The organism is Psychrobacter glaciei (assembly GCF_014652895.1).
Classification (GTDB): domain Bacteria; phylum Pseudomonadota; class Gammaproteobacteria; order Pseudomonadales; family Moraxellaceae; genus Psychrobacter; species Psychrobacter glaciei.
Window position 1 is genome coordinate 74259 of the sequence record NZ_BMZR01000001.1, and the last position, 23422, is coordinate 97680.

Below are 23422 nucleotides of genomic sequence, written 5' to 3' on the forward strand. Positions count from 1 at the left end.
TTAATATAGATAGATTTTTATAGTTTATCCATCGATTATTCAATAAAGCTTTATGCATCGACAATTCCTTTTTTCGTTTGCAAAGTCCTGTACTTAAACCGCATCAACAATCACTGGACGACCTTGATGGTTTAGCACGATCACATCGACGTTGTATAACTGTTTCATCGTTTCTTGTGTGATCACATCGACTGGCTGACCAACAGCCATCACTTGGCCTTCTTTCATCGTGACCACGGTATCAGCGAATTGTGCGGCTTGATTGATATCATGTAAGACGATGACGACGGTCTTCTGCTGACTGTGGCTCAGCTCTCGTAGTTCACGCATCAGGCGACCAGCGTGATACATGTCCAAATTATTCAGCGGCTCATCTAGCAATAGATAAGGCGTATCTTGGCAAACAATCATGGCAATCAGTACGCGCTGGCGTTGACCACCGGACAATGTCGATAAGAAGCGGTCGGCCAACAGCCCCAGCTCAAATCGCTCGATAATCTCTTGTACTTTTTGCTGATCGTCAGCGGTTGGCTGCCCTTGATGGTATGGATAACGTCCAAACATCAGCAGCTCATGCACGCGCAGTCGTCCTTGCACTTGATTGTCTTGGCCGAGCATGGCCACCGTTTTGGACAACGTCCGGGCATGACAACTGACGATATCATGCTCACCAAAGCACACTTGCCCTGACTGCAGCGGTTGCAGGCGTGCCATGACGGAAAATAGGGTGGATTTACCAGCACCATTAGGGCCGATCAAAGCAATGACTTGTTCGCTTGGCAGAGACAGCGTAATGTCATGTAGAATTTGCTGTTTGCCAATATGGTATGAGATATTATTTAGTTTAATCATAGTGCTTCTTGTCTTTATCTACGTTGTGTCGTAAAGATTAATAATAAGAATACCAAGCCGCCTGCCAGTTCAATCACGACCGATAATACGCCTGCCATACCCAGTACTTGCTCAAAGATAGTCTGACCGAGTACCAAGCAAATCATGGCGACCAGACTGACCAATATCAGTCGCTCGCTGTGGTACATATGACGGGCGATACGATTGGTCAATGCACATACCAATAAGCCAAAGAAGGTCACAGGGCCGACTAGAGCAGTGGCAGTGGCGACTAATATGGCGATGATGGTCAACAGGCCAAATGCGAGACGTTGATAATGGATACCAAGGTTAATGGCTTGTGATTTACCGAGCATCAATACATCGCACTGATAGCGCCAGCGCCAGATAAATACCGCACTCATGAGGCAAATAACTAGGCTGATGCCAAGCAGTTGCGGATTGACCGTATTGAACTGCGCATAACTGCTAGATTGTACGATGACAAAATCATCAGGATTAATCAGCCTAGCAATCAAGGTTGATAAGCTACGAAATAGCACGCCAAAGATAACGCCTACCAATATTAGCCGCGTCAAATCCTGACTGCTTTTTGAAAATAGCAGCTTAAATAACAATAATGACGCGCCAAACATCAAGACAATTTCAAGTGTGAATTTGGCAAGAGGGTCGATACTGGTAAAGCTAATCGCACCTAAAAAGAAGACCAGTAGGCTTTGCAGTAAGATATATAGTGAGTCAAAGCCCAACAAGGAAGGTGTGAGAATAGGGTTGTGCGTTAAGGTTTGAAACAGTAGTGTCGACACTCCGATAGCATAGCCGACCACCATTAATGCCAGCAGTTTTTTGCCACGTAATGGTAGGGCAAAGTCCCAATGTCCGTTGACGTTGAGTGTCAAAAATAGCAACATTGAGATGACCAAGATAGCAGTGGCAATCGACTTTGGATGATTGACGATCCATACCCAAAGTTGTGCCAGACGACTTTGCCAAGCCGTGGCAGTAGCACTGTTTTCCAAAGCACTATTTTCTAAAGTACTGTTTTCCAAAATACTATCTTCCAAGGCACCGCTTTCTATCGAGCTATATTTTGTTGTATTGGTTTTAGCCATGGTCGTTTTTTCAGAGCGAGGCGTAGACGGTGAAAACATACGCGAATCCTGTAGTATCAAGCATAAATATCAGGCTTATCGATCAGCCGGTGCGCGCAATAGTAGCCACAAAAATAGCACGGTACCAACCACGCCAAACACTGTAGCGACAGGCACTTCAAATGGATAACGAATAGAGCGACCAATGATATCGCAGAGTAGGACGGCGGATGCACCGAGCAATGCGACTGCTGGCAAGCTACGACGTAACTTATCTCCCATCAATCGGCTGACAATGTTGGGCACGACTAAACCGATGAAAGGAATCATCCCAACGGTGACAACGACAACCGCACTCATCATGGCTACCATACCCACACCAAGCCAGGTTACCTGCCGTTTACTAATACCTAAGTTCAGTGCGATATTATCGCCAAGTCCCACAATGGTGAGCTTATCAGCGATGATATAAGCCAAAACACACAGCGCGCCCGTCAGCCAAAGCAACTCATATCGACCGGCTAGCACACCAGAAAAATCACCAAACTGCCAAACGCTGAGCATCTGTAATGACTCAGTCTGATAGGCGATAAAGGTCGTCACTGCTTCGAGAATGCCGCCAAAGACAATACCAATCAGTGGAATCATCAAAAAATCTGTCGGTGGAATCCGATGAATAAGCAGCATAAACAGCATCATGCCAAATACCGCTGTGATGGTCGCCACACCCATTTTGATAATGAGTGCGCTGGCTGGAAATAGTAGGCTAACCACCAGCAAGCCGAGCGCAGCACTTTGAGTTGCACCCACCATGGATGGCTCTACAAAGCGGTTTTTTAGCACCACTTGAATAATCATCCCAGCAACTGCCATCGAGATACCCGTCAAGATAATCGCAATAGTGCGGGGGAGTCGGCTAACCAAAAAAAGCGAGCTATCAGAGTTGGCGCTATGATTGATAAGGCTGTGTAGAAAACCGGACCATGAAAAATCAGCCACACCAATCGATAAGCTCAATAACACCAAAAGCCCCATAATAATGAGGCTTGCTGTATTCATTAACCACGGTGGTATGACGGCACGTCGATGTTTAGGATTGAGACTGTTGCCAGTGCTTCTTTTCCAACTTGATGTTGCTGTTGGCAAAGAAGTATTAGCTTTAACGCTGGCATGAGCGCGAGAGGAAAATAACGACATAACGTCTACTGGCTTATTAGTATTTGATTAAAAATATGGCTTGTATGGTCATCGCTTTTATTTCGCGTTAGCGAAGGCTGTCTTAATCGTCGTTAGATCCTGCATCCACTGATAATAACCGCCAAAGGCTAGGTAAGAATCTGGGCTAAGGTAAACCACTTGCTGCTTGCTCCATGCGTTGGTTTGCGCGACCAACGGATTGTCTAATACGGCTTTGGCACCAGCACCATCTTCCCCAATGGCGGCACTGCGATCGATGACGAATAGCCAATCTGGATTGGTTTTTTGGATGTATTCAAACGAGATTGGCTGACCGTGGCGCGCGTCGGCGATTTGGTCATCTGCCATTGGAATATCAAGCACAGTATGGATAAAGCCATAGCGGGATTTGTCGCCGTAGGTAGACAGCTTATTGCCATTGACCATGACCACTAAGCCCTTGCCTTTATCTTCGGTCAATGTTTTGGTTTCATCAATGAGCCCGTCGATATTGCCTTGCAGTTTGGCTGCTTGAGCGCTTTTACCGAACAATGCACCTAGATCATGCAAACGCTGCTTACTTGACTCATAGATATTTGCGGTATCAATCGTCATATCAAGCGTTGGCGCAATACTAGATAACGCATCATATTTTTCTGCCATACGTGAGCCGACCAAGATAGCTTGCGGCTGCATCGCGTTCAACGCTTCAAGATCTGGCTCAAATACGGTGCCGACTGTTTTTGGCTCAGGCTGTGTTTTAGACTGTAAATTGTCCAATTTTAGACCACTTGGCATGCCATCGACTGCCACATCTAACGCAGCCAAATCCTGCATCAACGTCATATCATAGACCACTAACGGCGATGGATTCATTGCCAAATCGACAGTGCCTTTTACCGTGTCGACCGTTATTTTCTCAACAGAGACAGCATCATTATTGGCGACATTCGCAGCATTATCCGCCGTTTGATTTTCAGTTTTAGCATCTGCAGGCTCAGAGTCGTTAGACTCAGGTGAGCTACAGCCTGCCACACTGACAGTCGCTACGAATGCGGTCATCATAGCAGTCAGTAAAGGACGTTTAAAAAAAGGGGCCGGAGAACGGTTAGAAAGTAAAGCAATAGACATAAATAACTCGGTATATCAGCTGGTTGGACAACGTGTAAATAAAATGATTGGCCATATGAAAATAAAGAGAGCTTGTCTAGCGTGATGCTTCACGCCATACAATGCTCGACGGTATTGCTTTAAAGGTCATGTTTTTTATTGATTGTTTTTTACGCTTAAATATAGAGACGCTTATATTATTAAGATATGCCCTAATATCTTAAAAGTTTTTATATTATAAGATGGGCAATCCATCAGTGGCTATGATAAATTAATTGAGACTCATTATCAATACAAATGATAATGAGTTTTATTAACGTTTCTGTGCTTATTGATTTTGACTGCCATAACACAATAAGTTTCGATAGCGATATTCGAGATAGGATAGCCGAATGACTAAGCAGATTTTTCTTTTCAAATAAGGCAAATTATTGGCTCAGCATTTGCCTGATAAGCAAATCATTATAAATTTATTATTGATAATAGTTATCGTTTGCATTATTATCTACGCCATTCTACCTCGGTTAATGAATATTAGGGTGTTATGAGTTCAACGGATTTAGACGCGCCACCACTCAAATTGATACTCGCGGCTATTATTATAGTGGTGGGCTTGCACGTGCTGACGGCAGTCGCATTGGTGGCGATCAAGACCCCTGAGATAAAAGTTGAACCAGAAAAAAATACACCACCTATCGAGATCGAGATGGTGACGTTACCGGCTGAAACGAAAGAGCCAAAGGTTGTGATAGATACTGCTGAGCCTGTAAAACCTATACAGCCACAGCCACAGCCACAGCCTAGGTCTGTCGCTACCACTAAACCTGAAATAGTGAAAGAATCTCAGCCGCTAGCGAAGACTAAACCAGCTGTCAAACCAGTGGTAATATCAGAAAAGCCTAATTTGAAGCCTAAAACGAAGGCGCAACCTGATACAACCAAGGCTGTGGAAAACGAACCTTTTAAACATGAAGTAAAACGGCAAGAGTCGATATCAAAAGCTCAAGCAGATGCTTTAGCTGCTGATAACAACCGTAAGATATTGGCAGCACAAGCTGAAAAAGCCGCGCAAGAAGCCCAACAATTAGCCGATGCCAAGGCTGCACGAGAGGCTCAAGCCGAAGCGGATGCCAAAAAAGCAGCAGAAGCAAAAGCGGCTAAAGCGGCCGCAGAAGCCGCTGCTCGTGCAAAAGCACAGGCCGCCGCTGCCGCCGCAAGTAATACTCCTGTGAACTTCACAGCGACCAATGCCAATTGGGCGTCACGACCGAACTTTAGTTTTCCGACTAGTGCGGCACGCAGAGCTAGGTCAGGTGATAAATTGACTGTCGTTTTAGTGTTGCGAGTAAATAAGCAGGGCGGGATTGATAATGTACGCGTTGCTCAATCTTCTAGTAATAGATTATTAGACCAAGCTGCACAAAAACAAGCTGACTCTGGCAAGTTTAAGCCCTTTACCGAAGCTGGTGTGCCAGTGGTAGGCAACGTGACCTTGCCGATCGAATATGTCGTTCCTTGACCATAAGCATTTTGACTCATTATTTATATATGGCACTAATGTCGTCGCTGTCATCTGCATAGATTTATTAGCTGCAGCGAGACTAGATAATAAAACAATACTCTAAGGAGTCTAATATGGACTTTATGCAATACTGGCAAATCAGCGACATGGTGACAAAAACTTTGTTCTTTTTGTTGCTGGCTTTATCTATCCTCTCTTGGGTGACTGGCATTATTCGTGTGCTACAAAGCCGCAAATTGGCCGTCAATGTTGCAGATGATTTGAGTCAACAGATTCAGATAAAACAGGCCGAGGTGATAGCTGCAGATGCCTCTACTCGCCGTGTGGTTACTGAGCAGACCTTACTAAAGCATATTGGTCGTTATCGCTTTGCAAGCGAGCGTGGATTGCCTATCCTTGGGACGACGGCAGCGATTGCGCCGTTTATTGGCTTGTTTGGGACGGTATGGGGTATTTTCCATGCACTGCATAATATCGGTATGAGTGGGCAAGCGGGCTTGGGACAAGTGGCAGGACCAGTTGGTGAGGCACTTATTATGACAGGTTTGGGGATTGCCGTGGCGATTCCAGCGGTGGTGTTTTATAACCTTGCAGTGCGTATTAACCGCCGTGTGATGTATCACGCCAACGATAGAGCGCATGACTTATTGGCACATTCTGCCGAGATGGTAGTCACACAGCAACCTTCAATAGACAGCAAGTCTACCGTTGCCCAAGATCCATTGGCAAAAAGTATGCACTCAAACGCAGCAGATGCTCAGCAAGTGACGCATTATCAGAGTTCAGCCGCGTCGCAGCCTTAACAATTATCCATTGATGAAACAGTCCGTTAGGCGAGAGCCAAGCGAGCTGTATTGCGAATAACCAAATGTATTGAGAGTGATTATGGCATTTCAATTGGGCGATGATGATAGTCAAAGTATGAATGAGATGAACCTCATTCCGCTTATCGATATCATGCTGGTATTGATGATTATATTTCTATTGACGGCGACCGTCTTGAATCCAACGGTGCCATTAGAGTTGCCGAAGACCAGTGCCGAGATCAATGAAACACCGCCGGAGGCTATTCAAATCAGCATTGATAAAGACGCAGGGATATTTTGGGACAGCGATGCAATTAGCATGGAGGAGCTAGAGGCACGGTTACAACAGCAAGGTGCTGCGGGTAAAGACCCTTCTGTACAATTGCGTGCTGACAAAGACAGTAAGTACGACACCGTTGCTCAAGTGCTCGCTGCTGCCAGTCAGGCTGGTCTTAGTAAAATAGCTTTTGTTAACGAATAAAGTAATTTGCCGTGCCTAATGCCGTGCTTATATTAAGAAGCTTATCAGTAAAATTAGCAGGCTGAGCGATATAAAAATAACTAGGGTCTGTTGAACATTCAAATGTGGTACTGGTAGTGGCTATTTTTTAGACAATGCGCAGTGAAATTTTTGATGCCTAGTCATTCTAGGTTAGACAGTTTCGCCATGTATTGGCAAAAAATAGCCTTGCCCTGAAAGGCTGATGCTAAAATCACCTCAAACGTTGTTATAAACCTAGCTAAGGTCTCGACATTATCGTCGGTTTACGCTGATTCGATAAAAGGTTTGATGCGATTTTAGCGATCAGCAGTCCTAATATTTGAATGTTCAACAGACCCCAAGATAATAATAAGAATAATTAAAATAATAAACTTTTTTCAACCTCGCTAGGGTAACCTTGCGAGGTTTCCTTTAATGCAAGATTTGTTTACTACACTGTCCCGTTTGCCACAATATCTCGTTCAATTATCATTATCTTGATTTCGATATGGTTTTTTGAAGGGATAAGAAGCTTCATATGGTTAGCAAGGATGACGATGTTTAGCAAAATTTAGCCATTTTAAGACCACTAAATATATAAATGTGCTAATTGATGACACGCCCTAGATTACCAGCCATAGACAAACGGACTATAACCATAACGACCAGCAGGTCCGTAGGCAAATGGATAGGGCGTGCGTAGGTAATCAAGATCACGCTGGCGAATATAATAGTAGCGTCCTTGAGAATAAGCTTCTTCCAACTTCTCGATGCCCTCAAGGGGACAGACAGGCTGCCAGTCATAGCCTTCGCGACCAATTTTATAAGCATTAAGCTCAGTACAGTAGGTCTTCAGACCTTGCTGTCGACCTTGTTCCCATTGAATGCGGTTGGGGCTAGCACCGCCGACGCTGGCGCATTGATTGGTATATTGCCCAAAGTATGCGCCCGAGCGTCCACGGATGCCATCTGCGTAGCCGACTTCTTGCCAATTGCTGCTTTGGCACTGCTGCGGTGTGAGACTTTGGGTCGTGGCACAGCCTGACAGGGTGAATAATGCGGCGCTCATCAGCGAGAAGACGATACTGGTTTTACTCATGAATTTATTCGTCAGTTTGCTGGCTAAAAGAGCGGTTGATGAGTTTGACTCAATAAGATAATTCATAATAAACCTGCGCGCGTCTAAAATTATGGTTTATCATAGCACTTTTTGCTGCGTACAACTTTTTGTATCTTGTTATTAAACTTATTTTTTTGCGTACTAACTGATTGATATACCAGTATAAACAGTAGGATTTCTGGGTGAAATGCATTTGCCAATCGAGTGCCAATCAAATGGCAATCACCTGATTATCGATTAATCCCTTTATGAGCCCTGCTTGATTTTTTATGGTTCGTGCTTATTATAAGGACGGGTACGACAAATCACTGGTCAGTCAGTTACTCGTTAATAGGTTTTATGACAGATCAGGTCAAATGTATCGCCTCAGCAGTATTTTAATTCAGCTAAAGGTCAGGTTGTTATGGGAATATGGATTGTCATCGCCATTGTACTATTCGTACTAGGGAGTATGATGGCGCTCAAACCGAGCGGTATCGATCAGCGCTTGGATCATTTACGCATGACCGCCCGTCGCTTACAGTTGAACCCAAAACTGATCGCTTGTCCGGATTGGATCAGGGGCAAAGACAATGAATATGGTCGCGGGATGCTTGGTCAGTATGGCTTGGTGCTAGATAATGTCAAACTGCCGCTAACCCGTTATCAGGTCATCGATGGGTGCTGGCGACCAGATAGCAATGCAAACAGCAACGCAAATCCTGCAGACAAAAATGCGAGTGGCAGTAGTAATGGCAATACGCCACCTCAAACCAATTTTAGCTTGGATAAAGTGCCGCTAGCATTGCCAGCCAGTATTGAGCCGTTTGTAAAAGCCTTATTAATCAAGTCCAATAGCATTGTAATTTACTGGGAAGATATCGCTTATGTGCGCCCAGTGACAAACCCTAATTATCAGCAAAAAATGATTGAGGCAGACTTACTAGTACTAAAAGCACAGCTTGAAGCGTGGGCGTTACAGATGCAAAAAAATCGCAAGAACTAGTAAATCGTTTTTTAGTCTCCATTAATGAGCAATAGGCAAGCAGTTTTGCGATGCCCCAGTTATTTACAGTTGACAGCTCAGCGCCTAGCAGTGTAACGTCTTTGTATCTTTATTGCTGTTTTATGACTCGTATCGGCGTTGTTGCTTGCTTTATACCCTTTTATATCGGCAGCTATTATTACAATAAATCGTTGATCTATGATGATCAGCTTCCATAAATTGCCGTGCTGCTGAATTTAACCTTACTTTTAAACTACTTATATTATGGTGTCGTCAAATATGGCAAAAACCACAACTAAAAAAAGTCCAGCTCCTGTCTCTGACAGCTCCAAAGGTAAGTCTTTGGTGATTGTCGAGTCACCAGCCAAGGCAAAAACGATCAATAAATACCTCGGCAATGACTTCGTTGTTCGCTCGAGTATCGGACACGTACGCGATTTACCCGTCGGTGCGAGTAAAAGCGCGAAGAAGCCAGCGACTAGCAAAAAAGATGACAGTCTGAGCAAAGAAGAAAAAGCGCAGCAAGCATTGGTACGTCGCATGGGTATCGACCCTGAACATGACTGGGCAGCAGTGTACGAAGTACTGCCAAACAAAACCAAAGTCATCAAAGAGCTCAAAGCCTTAGCCAAAGACGCTGACAAAATCTATCTGGCAACGGATATGGATAGAGAAGGGGAAGCTATCGCTTGGCATCTCAAAGAAGTCATCGGTGGCGCTGATAGCAAGTATGAGCGCGTGGTCTTTAACGAGATTACCAAAACCGCTATTCAAAATGCCTTTAAGCAGCCCTCAAAACTCGATATCGATCGCGTCAATGCCCAGCAAGCACGCCGCTTTTTGGATCGCGTCGTTGGTTTTATGATATCGCCATTATTGTGGCAAAAGGTTGCACGCGGTCTGTCAGCAGGGCGTGTACAGTCAGTTGCTATGCGATTGGTGGTCGAGCGTGAGCATGAAATTCGCGCCTTTATCCCAGAAGAGTACTGGCAGATTCATGCTGATACTCACGTCGCTAGCAGTAAAAAAGACGCTGAACAAATTGCCATTCGTTTAGAGGCAACCAAGCAAGGTGGCAAAACGCTAAAGCTCGTCAATAAAGAGCAGACGGATAAAGTCTTAGAAGTGCTTAACGCCAACGACTTTATCGTCAAAGAGCGTGAAGAAAAGCCAACACAATCACGTCCGAGTGCGCCATTTATTACCTCGACATTGCAACAAGCAGCCAGTACGCGATTGGGATTTTCGGTTAAGAAAACCATGATTTTGGCGCAGCGTTTATACGAAGCTGGTCATATTACCTATATGCGTACCGACTCGACCTTTTTATCTGGCGATGCACTTGCCGCTGTCCGTGGCTATATCGAAGACAGCTATGGCGCGAAGTATGTACCAGAAAAGCCTAACTTCTACGGTAATAAGCAAGGCGCACAAGAGGCGCATGAGGCGATTCGTCCGTCTAATGTCAATATGAAATCGACACAGCTGAAAGGCGTTGAACGTGATGCGATACGTCTGTATGAGCTGATTTGGCGTCAGTTTGTCGCCTGCCAAATGCTGCCAGCAAAGTATCTGTCAGTGAACTTGTTTGTTGGTGCTGATGATGTCGAGCTAAAAGCTCGTGGTCGTACGTTAGTGTTTGACGGCTATACCAAAGTCATGCCGCCGGCGAAGACCGATGATACCTTGTTACCTGATGTCAAAAAAGGCGATAAGTTAACGCTAGACAAGCTTGATCCAAGCCAACACTTTACCAAGCCTGCACCGCGCTATACCGAGGCAAGCTTAGTCAAAGAGCTTGAGAAAAAAGGCATCGGTCGTCCATCGACTTATGCTTCTATCATCTCAACCATTCAAGATCGTGGTTATGTGAAGCTTGAAAACAAGCGTTTATTTGCCGAAAAAATGGGCGATATCGTCACTGACAGACTGACGGCAAGTTTCCCAGATTTGATGGATTATACCTTTACCGCCGCGCTTGAAGACAAGCTTGATCATGTGGCAGAAGGCGATACAGACTGGAAAGATGTCCTCGATAATTTTTACGGTGACTTCAAAACGACTCTGGATCGTGCTAAAGAAAAAGACGGCATGCGTCCAAATGATCCGACCGATGTACCAGACGTCCACTGCGATATTTGCGATCGTCCGATGCAATTACGTACAGGTTCTACGGGTGTCTTCTTAGGTTGTACGGGTTACAATTTACCACCGAAAGAGCGCTGTAAAGGCACCAAGAACTTAATGCCAGTCGAAGCTTTTGCTAATCTTGATGATGCCGAAGGTGAGGAAGACGAAGCGGCCGAAGTCAAAGATTTGATGGAGAAAAAACGCTGCCCGAAATGTGGCACCGCAATGAACGGCTATATCGTGGATGGTGGCCTTAAGCTACACATCTGCGGTAATAACCCTGACTGCGACGGCTATATTTTAGAAGAAGGTAAATTCGAAGTACCGGGTTCAGACGCACCTACCATCGATTGTAATAAATGTGATGGGCAGATGGAGCTGAAGACGGGACGTTTTGGTCCATATTTTGCTTGTCAGAAATGTGACAACACTCGTAAAGTACTAAAAACAGGCGAAGCAGCACCACCGCGCATGGATCCTATTCACTTGCCAGAGCTAAAATCGGTCAAGCATGAGGATTACTTCATTTTGCGTGAAGGCGCAGCTGGGATGTTCTTGGCAGCATCTAAGTTCCCGAAAGTAAGGGAGACACGTGCACCTAAGCTCGCTGAGCTAAGAGAAATTAAAGATAAAATGGAAGATAAGTTCCAATATCTCTTTGAAGGTCCAGACGAAGATCCTGAAGGTAATGCAACGATTCTACGTTGGTCACGTAAGAAAAAAGAGCAATATATTGGCTCTGAGAAAAACGGCAAAGCCACGCGTTGGGGTGTGTACTGGCGCAAAGGCGAGTGGGTAGAAGAGTAATCCTTTTTTACCTTTAGGCTTGTATCTCCATCTTGCCATCGTAATATTTTAAGTCATAAAAAAACCTCTTAGATAGTCTAAGAGGTTTTTTTATGCTGTCAATAAACTCTAAATGTCATTAGTTCTTTTCGATGATACCACAAGCGATACGGTCGCCTGCATTACCTGCTGGCTGGCTAGTATAGTCATCAGTACCACCATGAACGATAAAGGCTAGGCGATTAACGCTGTATTTACCTGCTTCTGTTGCCGCGATTTTTTTGTTCACATAATTAATAGTAGCGACACCATTTTCATTTGCCGTTAGGTTTGGCAAATCACCTGCATGACCATTCATATCATCAGGGTTAGAGTGTGGCTTTTTGTCCGGATTAAAGTGACCACCTGCCGCTTTACCCATAACATCACAGCTACCAGTTTCATGAATATGTAGGGCAACAGTCTGACCCGGTGTCAGGTTCATTAGCTTACCGTAGACCTGTACACCACCATCGACTGGGCGTAAGAAAACTTGTCCAACTTCCGTTTTATTCGCGTCTGTTGTTTTAAGCGCTGATTTCAACACAGGTTGATTCAATGGATTGCCAGTCTTTAATTGACCTTCTGTGCTTTGGCAACCAGTCATAGCTAGAGCAGAACCACATAATAGAGCGCTTGCAAGAATTACTTTTTTCATCGTCTTCTCCGTTTATTTAAATAGTCTTTCAAATGTTTATATTTATAATCGTTACTGGTTTTGTTACAACATTCGTTGATGTCGCAATCAGTATAGCCAAGGGCTTGTCATAGATATTCATTAAAAGCGCAACAATCGGTTAATAAATGTAAGTATCGTATGGGTTTGAAAGTGTATTAAGGTATTTGCTTTGCCTCGTTTTGCCAGATCAAGGTTTCGCCTGTTGCCATCGTTTGCAATAAATTATAGCGAGGCATATCAGTCTGATCGTCTGCTGTTGGCGATATTGATTGTGAAGGTTGCAAACTCAAAGTTAGTTGGCTATTGCTATTACGCATTAAATCAAACAAAGCGGACTCGATTCTATTGCCTGTCTCACCGCAGCCCATTACGGTACTAATAATAGTGCCGACTTTGAAGGTATTATCATTGAGTAAAAAATAAGGTGCGCGCGAGTCATTACATCCTGAACTAAAGAATGCGTATTGATTGTCAGGCCAACTCTCGAAGCTCGCTGAAATAGGATGGTCAGGGTGATAAAAATTGCCCAAAGGTTTTCTGGTTAATTCCCCTTTTTCATCATAAGTATTACTGACGGCGCTGACCAGTTGCCAATCGAAGCGCTCCAATAACTCGCTATTGATGGGTAATCCAGTGGGAGATGCTAATGATTTGGCTGAGCCTGCAGAAATTAAGTGGTTAATATCTTCATTTTTATCCGTTTGTGGGGTGGATGTGGTAGCCGTGGACTGACAACCTACTACACCGAAGGCTGCAAATAGGCTGGTAAGAATCAATGGACGAGCTTTATTGAGTAAAAACATTAAGTTAATCCTTTGTCAAAATAGATAAACATAAATAGAGAGCTAGGGTATTTTCTTTGCTTTACTTTTCCATATCAGTGTTTCGCCAGAATCTAGCGTTTGGGTGAGTAAGTAGTTTGGCTCTGACTGCTCTGTAGTTGTCTTTGCCTTATTATCCGCGTGCGTTAAGATCAGTCGACTCTTACTATGGGTCATCATACGTCGAAGCCGTGATTCGACATCATCAAGAGCATCGCCACAGCTCATCATAGTAGAAGGAAAGCTGCCAGTTAGTAAACTTTGATTGATAGAGAGGGCGTAAGGTCCACTAATGCCGTTGCAGCCAATAGAGATACCAAAGCTTTGACCATATATACCTGACTCAAAGCCATTTTGTTCGTCACTCTCATCGCCACCATAGTTATCCAAACCATAGGAAAGCATAATAGGCTCTTTTATTTGCGTAAATTCGCTCAAGACTGCGCTTGCTTTGTCCGTCACTTGTACCAGCTGCCAGCGATAGCGCTCTAATAATTCATTGGTGAGTGCTATGCCAGCTACGGGGTGTTCAGGTTTGGGCGTGCCCGAAAAGATAAGGGTTTTCCCCTTACTGGTCTTTAAAGCGAGCTGTTTTTCTACGGTTTTGTTAACCTGTATGGACTGAATTATCGCGGGATTAAATATAAAATTTGTTCCTGCGTAGCGCCCAAAAGTCATATTTAGTAGATGTGCTGTATCGCTAGGGATGATTGTGTTACCACGCCAGTCTTGGGTGGTTGCTTGATATATCGAAGTGCAGTCAGCAGCCGTGACTGGTGATTTAGCTGTATCTTGTACTGATGCATCTGTATAAGGATAAGGTAAGGGCAACCACATATCAAAAGTCACGAGATATCGGTAACAGCCGTCATCGAAGGTTAATAGGTCTGGGCGAACGTGCATAGTTAGGGGTGGCTGAAGAGTGAGACCTATGAGTTTATCATCACCATCACTGACATGCGTTAATTGCCAGTCGTAGTTGGTGATCGTTTGAAACAGTCTGGGTTTTAGTGTGGTCGCTGACCAGTTTTTATCGTCGATAACGGTACTGGGTTGTGCTGAATGATTAAGGCTGTTGGTCTGGCAGCCTAACAAAGCGAGGGGTAGTAATGTGCTTATTACAACTAGAGGCACCCTTAAGTGATTTAACATTGTACTTTCCTAATTAACAAACATTTGTATAAAATATAGCACAGGGTTTTAGAGAGATTGTTGTTTATTTTTGCCAAAAAAAAGCCGCCCATCATTACGATGAGCGGCTCTTTAATTTGTAAGACTGGATTAGTAATTGATCAGATTAGCTATGCAGCGCTTTGCTTGAGGTTTTATCAACCGTCACTTTTGCAGGTTTCAGCGGCACTGGCATACTCACCAACGCAACTTTTAATATCTCATCAATCGTTGCGACTGGCTGAATAGTCAGGCCTTCTTTGACGTTATCAGGGATATCGGCCAAATCACGCTCATTGGTCGCTGGAATCAACACATGCTTGATACCACCGCGATGTGCCGCAAGTAGTTTCTCTTTGAGACCACCGATACGTAGGATTTTTCCTCGTAAAGTGATTTCACCTGTCATCGCAATATCTGGGCGAATCGCAATACCTGTCAATGCAGATACGAGTGCTGTAGTTAATGCACCACCAGCTGATGGGCCATCTTTTGGCGTGGCACCTTCTGGCATATGTACATGGACATCTGTTGTTTTAAACGTCTCATAGTCAATGCCCAAGCTATCACCGCGAGCACGAACCACACTCATAGCCGCACGAATAGACTCTTTCATGACATCGCCGAGTGAACCCGTAAAGCTCAGCTCGCCCTTACCTTTCATGGCGACTGCTTCGATAGTGAGTAGCTCACCACCGACTTGCGTCCACGCCAGCCCAGTAATACGACCAATCTCAGGCTCTTCTTCAGCTAGACCATAGTCATATTGATGGACGCCGAGATAGTCATCGATGTTTTTGTCATCGACCACGATCAGCTCACGCTCTGCTTTTTTTGGAGCACGCGCGCCATGGCTTTCAACCGAACCGCGAACGACTTTGCGGCAGATTTTATTCACTTCACGCTCAAGGTTACGCACACCTGCTTCACGCGTGTAACTGCGAACGATGCTGTGCAGCGCCGCTTCAACAATCTCAATCTCGCCCTCTTTAAGACCGTTATTCTTGATTGCTTTTGGCACAAGGTACTTCTGCGCGATATTTACTTTTTCTTCTTCGGTATAACCCGGCAGACGAATGACTTCCATCCGATCAAGAAGCGCTGCTGGAATATCCATACTGTTGGCAGTACAGATAAACATCACTTGCGACAAGTCTAAGTCCATATCTAAATAATGGTCGTTAAACGTATCGTTCTGTGAGGGGTCTAATACTTCAAGCAAGGCTGATGCTGGATCACCGCGGAAGTCTTGCGCCATCTTATCGATTTCATCTAATAAGAATAGCGGGTTTTTAACTTCTACTTTTGCCAGTGACTGGACGATTTTACCCGGCATCGCACCGATGTAGGTACGGCGATGACCACGAATTTCCGCTTCATCACGTACGCCGCCAAGTGCCATACGTACGAACTTACGACCAGTGGCACGCGCAATAGATTCACCTAGTGAGGTTTTACCGACACCTGGAGGACCGACGAGACATAGAATCGGACCACGAAGTTTTTTCACGCGTGATTGCACGGCGAGATATTCTAAGATGCGGTCTTTTACATCTTGTAAACCATAATGGTCTTCGTCTAATACGGTTTTAGCTTTGTCTAGATTGATAGAAACTTTAGTCGTCGCATTCCACGGCGTGTCCAAAATCCACTCAATATAGTTGCGTACGACTGATGATTCACTCGATGCAGGTGGCATCATTTTGAGCTTCTTAAACTCTTGCTCTGCTTTTTTGCGTACATCTTCTGGCAGGTCAGCATCTTCTAAGCGCTGCTCAAGCTCGGCGACATCGTCTTCACCATCGAACGCGCCGTCATTCATATCTGACAGCTCGTTTTTGATGGCTTTCATTTTTTCATTTAAGAAGTATTCGCGCTGATTCTCTTCCATTTGCTGACGGACAGCTTCTTGGATATCTTGTTCGATATTTTGCTCAGCACTTTGTTTGACCAAGTATTCAGTCAAGGTATTGATATGTGTCTTGATATCGTCTTTTTCTAAGAACGACTGCTTGATATCAAGATCCATCGACACACGAGTTGAGATGAAGTACACCAACTCAAGTAAGTCGTCGATGCGTTTCGCCACACGCGTTAGCTCACGCGCATTACGCAGACGCGCATCAGCATAGCTTTCAAATAGCGTGGTCAGCGCTTGAATGGTGTTTTTTTGCTGGCTTTCATCCATACTGACATCGAGGTCAGCACGTTCAAATTTCGCCATCAATAACGTGTCATGATCTTCTATATTGTCAACGCGCGCACGATACTGACCTTCGATCAATACCTTGATGCAATTTTCATCGCTATCATGTGGCATGGTGCTGACGATGCGGCACACCGTACCGTATTGATACAAGTTGTCTTGATCAATGTCTTCGGTCAGCGAGTCTTTTTGAGCGACGACCAGTACTTTATTACCGTACTCAGCCTGTGCCAGTTCAACTGCTTTAACCGATGGTGCACGACCTACGAACAAGGCAATTTGCATATGTGGATAGACGACCACATCACGCAGTGCCAATAACGGTAAGTAGGTGTCGTCTTCAACGCTGTCTTTAGCATCGTCGTCTTCAACGCTGTCTTTAGCATCGTCGTCTTCACTGGTACTGTTTTCACTATCGTCATCTTTGACAGTGGTTTCAGTATTGTCAGACGCTGTCTCTAACTCGCTTTCTGACGCATGACTAGACAACGTGTCTGGCTGGTTATCATCAGCAACAGTAGATGAAACGTCGACATCTATGTCGATATTGTCTTGGGCTATTTTATGTTCACTCATATATTTTTCCTCGTTCACCAGACTTGTAAAGTCAAGTTCGTGGTTCATGTTTAGATAAATGGTGCTCCCAGATAAAATTGCAAGGCTTGTACTCAAACTCACTTGCTTAACTGTGCAAAATATTTATATCTAACTGAATACAGAGCATCATATGGTTATAAGCTTAATGTGTCACTGGTGATAATCAGTATATCGGAAGTAACCATACAAGAATCATAGAAAGCAGTCATAACAGATGCTTATAGATCACTTATAAATAGCATCTATCAAATATCTATTGGGGTCTACGCATAGGTTTTATAGGCAAAATAAGGTAAACTGTCGCGCGTCTTAAACGGTGTGTTTTAGAGTAGAACGCTTTATAGACACATTCGAGAAAAAGCATTTTTGAGACGATGGCGATATCCATACATTATGAGATATCAATAAGTTTAAATTGAACCAAAGCAAATAGAATACGAGGCAACACATGGCAATCAATGCGGTACTGCTGGCAGTCATCATCATGTTGGGGCTGTCACTTGCGCGAGTGCACGTGGTGCTCAGTTTATTAATTGGTGCGCTGGCTGGTGGATTAATAGCGGGTCTTGGTATCACTGATACGCTCAATGCGTTTCAAGAAGGTATTCGTAATGGGGCGCAGATTGCACTTTCATATGCGTTACTTGGGGCGTTTGCGGTCGCCATTGCTCATTCGGGCTTGCCGCAATCACTGGCAGGATCAGTCATCAAGCGCATTGATGCAGGTGGCACCAGTGGCATGATTAAGTACATGCTGTTTGCAGGCTTGATTACCATGAGCTGCTTTAGCCAAAACTTAATCCCTATTCATATTGCCTTTATTCCGCTACTTGTACCGCCATTATTATTGGCATTTAATCGAATGCATATTGATAGACGTCTGATCGCTTGTCTGTTGACCTTTGGTTTGGTCACCACCTATATGTTTATCCCATATGGCTTTGGTGATATCTACCTCAATCAAATCATGCTAAAAAACGTCGGTGAAGCAGGCATTGATATCACTAATATTTCTGTGGTCAAGGCCATGGGGATTCCAGCATTAGGTATGCTAATTGGTTTGCTGGTTGCCGTATTTATCAGCTATCGTAAGCCACGCGCATATCAGCAGATTGCGATAGATCAGCAAGCGCATGATGCCGTCGTAGAAGGCGATGCATTGAGTAAAACTGCGGCTGGCGCACAGTCGCAAAGCAAGCTAAAGACGCTGGTTGCGCTAGCTGCCATCGTGACTGCTTTTGTCGTACAGCTTTATACTGATTCGCTATTGCTGGGTTCGATGTTTGGCTTTGGTGTCTTTATGGCGACCGGCGTGGTGAAGTGGCGTGATGCTGATGGCGTTTTTAATGACGGTATCAAATTGATGGCGATGATTGGCTTTATTATGATTACTGCGCAGGGTTTTGCAGAAGTCATGAAAGCGACGGGTGAGATTGCGCCACTGATTGATGGGGCAACTAACTTGTTTGCCGGTAATAAGGCCATTGCTGCTTTTGTCATGCTTGGCATTGGTTTGGTCGTAACGATGGGTATTGGCTCATCATTCTCGACTATTCCGATTATCGCTGCGATTTATGTGCCGCTGTGTATCTCTTTAGGTTTTTCGCCTTTGGCAACTGTTGCTATTATCGGTACGGCTGGCGCGCTGGGTGATGCAGGTTCGCCTGCGTCAGACTCGACATTAGGACCAACGTCTGGTCTAAATATCGATGGACAGCATGACCATATCAAAGACAGTGTAATCCCCACTTTTATTCACTATAATATTCCTTTGTTGATATTTGGTTGGATTGCGGCGATGGTGCTTTAGTAAATGATTTAAACTCTTATAATAGATATGAAAAAGGCGAGTGATTTTATAATCATTAGCCTGTTTTAGTTTGGTTGTTAGTTAGCACAAGTTGGATATTTAAGTCATTTTTAAATACCGGGTACTATGCCATTAAATTGATTTTCTACCAAAAAATCGCTGCAAAAGAAACAAGCAAGCCTGACAAAAGCAAATAACTAAAAACAGTAGAAATGATAAAAAGCTCCACGCAATCATCCAGCCCAGTGGCGCTGGTGCATGTATAATCATCATACCGAAGAAAAGTAAAAATAACGTGGTAACAATCAGCATGGTGAAAAACTTCCATCGGCTACGCATATATATATCGATAGTAACGAGAAAGCTTAAGTGAAAAATCATCGCAACCACCAATATTATGACGAGCTCCATAGCATATGAGTGCGGCTCAGGAGCATCAAGCATCTCTAACGCATAAGGATTTGGATCAAAACCTGAAGTAATAATAAGACCGACAAACAGAGCCCATAGAATAGCGAAAACTATTCGTAGTGGCTTGGCTTTAAAGTAGCCAGTGACTGCCTTTATGGTGATTTTTTTTGTGCTCATGTGTCATACCTGATCATCAAAATCTCTAATCTCACCATTCAAACTACTCAAAAACTCATCACTTTGCGCCAGTAATTCATTTAAGCGTTTCTCGTTAATTACCGCTGATAACTCATCAGTACTAAAAGCCTGTTCTTGACTGTAGTAACGTAGCTCTCTAGCGTCCTCATTGCCTAATGTCTGCAAATACTCATCCACATTATCAGCGCTAGAATTAGCGTCCATTGCTTGCTTATCGTCTTTCATTAAAACCACCTTATGCCGCTTGGCGTAATTAAGCCATCTAATGGCACATCCCACGGTTGGCGCGCTAATTGCTCAACCACTTGAAAGTCATAACACCAGCCAATTTTTAATGGCTTTTTAGCGCCCGACCGATAGCTTTTCCCAAGCGTCGTATCATAGAATCCACCACCCATGCCCATACGATTGCCGTTGAGGTCTACTGCCACTAACGGACAGATAATCACATCCAATTCTCGCGCCCAAAGTAGACGGCGATGATGGTTTTGCTTCATACCTAACCGATGTATATGTGTCGGTATGTTGAGTAGTTTTGAGTGATAAACAGGTACGAAGCGTAGATGTTTATCATCGTTGCCATTGCTATCACGGCCGAGCGAGCCGACGACTGGTAAATAAGGAAAATAGCCTAAGCGTTGACACCAGTCTAATATTGGCTGAGTAGGTAGCTCACCAAAGCCATCATAATATAAGCCAATACGTGCGTTTTTTGGTAATCGCTGCTGTAACTTCGTCAAATGCATACTCGCTGCTTGTCCCATATTCCTACGCGCGCCATCACTTAACTGTCGACGCTGGCGAGTAAAGTGTCGTCTAGGTGGGTTACTAACTTCTGATTCCTCTGACATTGCTTTTTTTGGTTCAGGATGCATATCTATACTATCCGCTAGTTTGTGAGTTTGATGATGACAGCTGCTTTTAGACGTTAGCAATGGCTATTTGTCAATATTCAACGGGTCGTAGTCATGCTATCATAACGCCACTTTACATCGTATTCTCCTTTATGTGCAGCAGCTGTTGCACTTTTTATCGTTCAGTTATTTAACAACAAACCAGTAAAGAGGGTAGTTATGTCGACACAGAATCAGGCAACTCGTACCGAAAAAGACACCATGGGCAATGTAGAAGTCCCAGCTGACGCTTATTGGGGTGCACAAACCCAGCGTAGCCGCGAAAACTTCAAAATCGGTGGCGAGACTTTGCCACGTCCGATGATTGAAGCAATGGCATTGGTCAAAAAAGCTGCTGCGATTACCAACGCTAGCCTTGAGCGTATCGAAGGCGACAAGCGTGATCTCATCGTGCAAGCTGCTGACGAAATCATCAATGGTGGTCTAACGGATCAGTTCCCATTGGTTGTATGGCAGACGGGTTCTGGTACGCAGTCAAACATGAACATGAACGAAGTATTGGCCAACCGTGCCAACGAAATTGCTGGTTCTGAGCGCGGCAGCTACACGCCAATTCACCCAAATGATCATGTCAATCATGCACAGTCTACCAACGACAGCTTCCCAACGGCGATTCGTGTGGCTGCTGCTCGTCAGATCAACAGCTTATTGATTCCAGCGGTAAAAGCACTACGCGATACGCTAGCTGCTAAAGCCAAAGAGTTCGATAGCATCGTAAAAATCGGTCGTACGCATTTACAAGATGCTACTCCATTAACGTTAGGTCAAGAGTTCAGCGGCTATGTTAGCCAACTTGATCACTCATTGGTACGTATTGATAACGCGTTACAAGGTCTATATGAATTGCCACTAGGTGGTACTGCCGTTGGTACTGGTCTAAATGCCCATCCTGACTATGCAGTAACTGCTGCTGAGCAATTAGCGACATTGACTGGCTTGCCATTCGTCACCTCACCAAACAAATTCGAAGCACTAGCGGCTCGTGATGCAGAAGTATTTGCCTCAGGCGCACTAAAAACGCTAGCGGCTAGCTTGAACAAAATCGCTAACGACGTACGTTGGTTGGCATCAGGTCCTCGTTGTGGTCTAGGCGAATTGACGATTCCTGAGAACGAGCCAGGCTCATCTATCATGCCGGGTAAAGTAAACCCAACTCAGTCAGAAGCATTGACGATGGTTGTCGCTCAAGTCATGGGTAACGATGTGACGATCAGCATGGCTGGCGCATCAGGTAACTTTGAGCTAAACGTTTATAAGCCAGTTATCGCGTTTAACTTATTGCAATCTATCAAACTATTGGGTGATGGCTGCAACAGCTTCAATGAAAACTGTGCCGTTGGTATCGAGCCAGTAAAAGACAAAATCGATGATTTCTTGCACAACTCATTGATGCTAGTGACTGCATTGAACCGTCATGTTGGTTATGAAAACGCTGCGAAAATCGCTAAAACTGCTTATAAAGAAAACAAGACATTGAAGCAAGTGGCGGTTGAGTTAGAGCTATTAACTGAAGCTCAGTTTGATGAGTGGGTAATTCCTGCTGATATGGTGAACCCTAAGTAAGTTATTTAATACTGTCTTGGAACAAAAAAGACCTTGCTGTGTGGCAAGGTCTTTTATATTTTCGGAGCTTATTTTGATTTTAGCTCCTCTCTTGCTCAGTCAATCGAAGATAGAGTGGGAATATCTTTAAATCTTAATGATGACTACCAAATTTGCCAATATAGAAATCTATTAAACCTATTAACAGGTATACTTCAAGAAAAGAGTTATTCAGTCTGATAAAGCATGCTGTATTTTTTTGTATTATATAACTGTAAGGAAATGTTTTTTGGAAATGCTATTTGGTGATTGGAAAAATAGAGAGTCGCACAAGGGTAAACTGTTCATAACAGATGGAGTAATTGACAAGGAGCTTTGGGATAAGTCTAAAAATAAAGTATTATTTTTGCTTAAAGAAGCTTATGACTCAAAAAGAGTTGAAGGATCATGGGATTTGCCAACATTGATACGTCGTGAGAAGGTTTCTGGCAGAACTTTCAAACCTATGGCGCAATGGGTATATGGTATTCATGGTCTTATGGAAAATAAAGAAATTATACCCTTTCAAGAAGATGGAGCCGATGTAAAGCTTGCTTTATTATCCTCATCTATTATCAATCTCAAAAAAAGTAGTGGTGCAAAAAAATCTAGTAGTAAAAACTTAGCAAGATATGTGGAAGAAGATTGGGATCTAATTTCTGAACAAATTGCAATAATTCAACCGAAAATAGTAATTTGTGGAAACACTTGGTCTCTAATAAGGACAAAAATTTCACACCATAAAATTTCTGATAGAGCTTACTTATCAGAAGGTGTTCTTTATATTGACTATTGGCATCCTGCAAACAGAGCTTCCAATAAAATGAATTACTATGCTTTGTGCGCTTTGGTTCAATTAGCCATTAATAAACTTGAAAATAATTCAATTAAGATCGCTACAGAGTTATAAGATAGGGCAGGTGATAACCTATCTCAC

General features: G+C 43.9%; 20 protein-coding genes. 8 read left to right on the top strand and 12 right to left on the bottom strand.

The genetic code is table 11. The features are described from left to right. Window positions 1-93 precede the first annotated feature (93 nt). The 4 genes from IE130_RS00310 to IE130_RS00325 all read right to left on the bottom strand — a co-directional run bounded on the left by IE130_RS00310 (window position 94) and on the right by IE130_RS00325 (window position 4250). On the bottom strand, window positions 94-852 hold the full coding sequence (locus IE130_RS00310) for an ATP-binding cassette domain-containing protein (RefSeq protein WP_189580015.1): 759 nt from the start codon (window positions 850-852) through the stop codon (window positions 94-96). 14 nt (window positions 853-866) lie between these two features. Further along, window positions 867-2003 carry an iron chelate uptake ABC transporter family permease subunit gene (locus IE130_RS00315; protein WP_264997096.1) on the bottom strand — a complete coding sequence of 379 codons (1137 nt, stop codon included), beginning with the start codon at window positions 2001-2003 and terminating at the stop codon, window positions 867-869. Between the two features lie 36 nt (window positions 2004-2039). Continuing rightward, window positions 2040-3002, bottom strand: a complete 963-nt coding sequence (locus IE130_RS00320) for an ABC transporter permease (protein WP_373299609.1) — start codon at window positions 3000-3002, stop codon at window positions 2040-2042. A 195-nt stretch (window positions 3003-3197) separates the two neighbouring features. Beyond that, window positions 3198-4250, bottom strand: coding sequence for a siderophore ABC transporter substrate-binding protein (locus IE130_RS00325; RefSeq protein WP_189580021.1), 1053 nt, complete (start codon window positions 4248-4250; stop codon window positions 3198-3200). A 523-nt stretch (window positions 4251-4773) separates the two neighbouring features. On the opposite strand from IE130_RS00325, the gene IE130_RS00330 reads away from it, so the two are divergent. The 3 genes from IE130_RS00330 (at window position 4774) to IE130_RS00340 (ending at window position 7038) form a co-directional block, all read left to right on the top strand. After that, window positions 4774-5748 (top strand): energy transducer TonB, encoded by a 975-nt coding sequence (locus IE130_RS00330; RefSeq protein ID WP_189580024.1) that lies wholly within the window; start codon window positions 4774-4776, stop codon window positions 5746-5748. A 116-nt stretch (window positions 5749-5864) separates the two neighbouring features. Continuing rightward, on the top strand, window positions 5865-6554 hold the full coding sequence (locus tag IE130_RS00335) for a MotA/TolQ/ExbB proton channel family protein (protein WP_189580027.1): 690 nt from the start codon (window positions 5865-5867) through the stop codon (window positions 6552-6554). An 82-nt stretch (window positions 6555-6636) separates the two neighbouring features. Continuing rightward, window positions 6637-7038, top strand: a complete 402-nt coding sequence (locus tag IE130_RS00340; RefSeq protein ID WP_189580030.1) for an ExbD/TolR family protein — start codon at window positions 6637-6639, stop codon at window positions 7036-7038. A 628-nt stretch (window positions 7039-7666) separates the two neighbouring features. On the opposite strand, the gene IE130_RS00345 is transcribed toward IE130_RS00340, so the two are convergent. Beyond that, window positions 7667-8203: a DUF2799 domain-containing protein gene (locus IE130_RS00345; protein WP_010196273.1), complete on the bottom strand. Its 537-nt coding sequence runs from the start codon at window positions 8201-8203 to the stop codon at window positions 7667-7669. A gap of 358 nt (window positions 8204-8561) precedes the next feature. Between IE130_RS00345 and IE130_RS00350 the strand changes: the two genes are divergently transcribed. Then, window positions 8562-9143 (top strand): hypothetical protein, encoded by a 582-nt coding sequence (locus IE130_RS00350; RefSeq protein ID WP_189580033.1) that lies wholly within the window; start codon window positions 8562-8564, stop codon window positions 9141-9143. Window positions 9144-9422: 279 nt separating this feature from the next. Further along, window positions 9423-12080, top strand: coding sequence for a type I DNA topoisomerase (gene topA / locus IE130_RS00355; RefSeq protein WP_010196278.1), 2658 nt, complete (start codon window positions 9423-9425; stop codon window positions 12078-12080). A gap of 118 nt (window positions 12081-12198) precedes the next feature. Here topA and IE130_RS00360 read toward each other — a convergent pair whose 3' ends face one another. From IE130_RS00360 to lon, 4 genes are all read right to left on the bottom strand, one after another. Then, window positions 12199-12756 carry a superoxide dismutase family protein gene (locus IE130_RS00360; RefSeq protein WP_189580036.1) on the bottom strand — a complete coding sequence of 186 codons (558 nt, stop codon included), beginning with the start codon at window positions 12754-12756 and terminating at the stop codon, window positions 12199-12201. A gap of 176 nt (window positions 12757-12932) precedes the next feature. Beyond that, window positions 12933-13580 (bottom strand): META domain-containing protein, encoded by a 648-nt coding sequence (locus tag IE130_RS00365; protein WP_189580038.1) that lies wholly within the window; start codon window positions 13578-13580, stop codon window positions 12933-12935. A 42-nt stretch (window positions 13581-13622) separates the two neighbouring features. Then, window positions 13623-14750, bottom strand: a complete 1128-nt coding sequence (locus IE130_RS00370) for an META domain-containing protein (RefSeq protein ID WP_189580041.1) — start codon at window positions 14748-14750, stop codon at window positions 13623-13625. Between the two features lie 145 nt (window positions 14751-14895). Then, a complete protein-coding gene (gene lon / locus IE130_RS00375) occupies window positions 14896-17550 on the bottom strand; it encodes an endopeptidase La (protein ID WP_189580044.1) in 2655 nt (884 codons plus the stop codon). A gap of 469 nt (window positions 17551-18019) precedes the next feature. Between lon and IE130_RS00380 the strand changes: the two genes are divergently transcribed. Continuing rightward, entirely contained in the window at window positions 18020-19381 is a 1362-nt protein-coding gene (locus tag IE130_RS00380) for a Na+/H+ antiporter family protein (RefSeq protein ID WP_189580047.1), read from the top strand. Between the two features lie 132 nt (window positions 19382-19513). On the opposite strand, the gene IE130_RS00385 is transcribed toward IE130_RS00380, so the two are convergent. Genes IE130_RS00385 through IE130_RS00395 form a run of 3 tightly spaced genes read right to left on the bottom strand, consistent with a single transcriptional unit; the run spans window position 19514 to window position 20865 of the window. Further along, window positions 19514-19969 (bottom strand): hypothetical protein, encoded by a 456-nt coding sequence (locus tag IE130_RS00385; RefSeq protein WP_189580050.1) that lies wholly within the window; start codon window positions 19967-19969, stop codon window positions 19514-19516. A gap of 3 nt (window positions 19970-19972) precedes the next feature. Next, complete coding sequence (locus tag IE130_RS00390; protein ID WP_189580053.1) at window positions 19973-20215, bottom strand: hypothetical protein; 243 nt, start codon at window positions 20213-20215, stop codon at window positions 19973-19975. Next, complete coding sequence (locus tag IE130_RS00395; RefSeq protein ID WP_227676091.1) at window positions 20215-20865, bottom strand: 5-formyltetrahydrofolate cyclo-ligase; 651 nt, start codon at window positions 20863-20865, stop codon at window positions 20215-20217. The genes IE130_RS00390 and IE130_RS00395 overlap by 1 nt, the downstream gene beginning before the upstream one ends. Window positions 20866-21063: 198 nt before the next feature. Between IE130_RS00395 and fumC the strand changes: the two genes are divergently transcribed. After that, window positions 21064-22467 (top strand): class II fumarate hydratase, encoded by a 1404-nt coding sequence (fumC, locus tag IE130_RS00400; RefSeq protein ID WP_189580056.1) that lies wholly within the window; start codon window positions 21064-21066, stop codon window positions 22465-22467. 268 nt (window positions 22468-22735) lie between these two features. Further along, window positions 22736-23395 (top strand): hypothetical protein, encoded by a 660-nt coding sequence (locus tag IE130_RS00405; protein WP_189580059.1) that lies wholly within the window; start codon window positions 22736-22738, stop codon window positions 23393-23395. Window positions 23396-23422: the final 27 nt, after the last annotated feature.

Bases quoted from the DNA above. Each gene is read 5' to 3' on its own strand.
- IE130_RS00390 (WP_189580053.1), bottom strand. From the start codon at position 20,215: ATGAAAGACGATAAGCAAGCAATGGACGCTAATTCTAGCGCTGATAAT.
- IE130_RS00335 (WP_189580027.1), top strand. From the start codon at position 5,865: ATGGACTTTATGCAATACTGGCAAATCAGCGACATGGTGACAAAAACT.
- IE130_RS00340 (WP_189580030.1), top strand. From the start codon at position 6,637: ATGGCATTTCAATTGGGCGATGATGATAGTCAAAGTATGAATGAGATG.
- IE130_RS00370 (WP_189580041.1), bottom strand. From the start codon at position 14,750: ATGTTAAATCACTTAAGGGTGCCTCTAGTTGTAATAAGCACATTACTA.
- IE130_RS00345 (WP_010196273.1), bottom strand. From the start codon at position 8,203: ATGAATTATCTTATTGAGTCAAACTCATCAACCGCTCTTTTAGCCAGC.
- fumC (WP_189580056.1), top strand. From the start codon at position 21,064: ATGTCGACACAGAATCAGGCAACTCGTACCGAAAAAGACACCATGGGC.
- IE130_RS00350 (WP_189580033.1), top strand. From the start codon at position 8,562: ATGGGAATATGGATTGTCATCGCCATTGTACTATTCGTACTAGGGAGT.
- IE130_RS00320 (WP_373299609.1), bottom strand. From the start codon at position 3,002: ATGAATACAGCAAGCCTCATTATTATGGGGCTTTTGGTGTTATTGAGC.
- IE130_RS00325 (WP_189580021.1), bottom strand. From the start codon at position 4,250: ATGTCTATTGCTTTACTTTCTAACCGTTCTCCGGCCCCTTTTTTTAAA.
- IE130_RS00360 (WP_189580036.1), bottom strand. From the start codon at position 12,756: ATGAAAAAAGTAATTCTTGCAAGCGCTCTATTATGTGGTTCTGCTCTA.
- lon (WP_189580044.1), bottom strand. From the start codon at position 17,550: ATGAGTGAACATAAAATAGCCCAAGACAATATCGACATAGATGTCGAC.
- IE130_RS00310 (WP_189580015.1), bottom strand. From the start codon at position 852: ATGATTAAACTAAATAATATCTCATACCATATTGGCAAACAGCAAATT.
- IE130_RS00365 (WP_189580038.1), bottom strand. From the start codon at position 13,580: ATGTTTTTACTCAATAAAGCTCGTCCATTGATTCTTACCAGCCTATTT.
- IE130_RS00380 (WP_189580047.1), top strand. From the start codon at position 18,020: ATGGCAATCAATGCGGTACTGCTGGCAGTCATCATCATGTTGGGGCTG.
- IE130_RS00330 (WP_189580024.1), top strand. From the start codon at position 4,774: ATGAGTTCAACGGATTTAGACGCGCCACCACTCAAATTGATACTCGCG.
- topA (WP_010196278.1), top strand. From the start codon at position 9,423: ATGGCAAAAACCACAACTAAAAAAAGTCCAGCTCCTGTCTCTGACAGC.
- IE130_RS00315 (WP_264997096.1), bottom strand. From the start codon at position 2,003: ATGTTTTCACCGTCTACGCCTCGCTCTGAAAAAACGACCATGGCTAAA.
- IE130_RS00395 (WP_227676091.1), bottom strand. From the start codon at position 20,865: ATGCATCCTGAACCAAAAAAAGCAATGTCAGAGGAATCAGAAGTTAGT.
- IE130_RS00385 (WP_189580050.1), bottom strand. From the start codon at position 19,969: ATGAGCACAAAAAAAATCACCATAAAGGCAGTCACTGGCTACTTTAAA.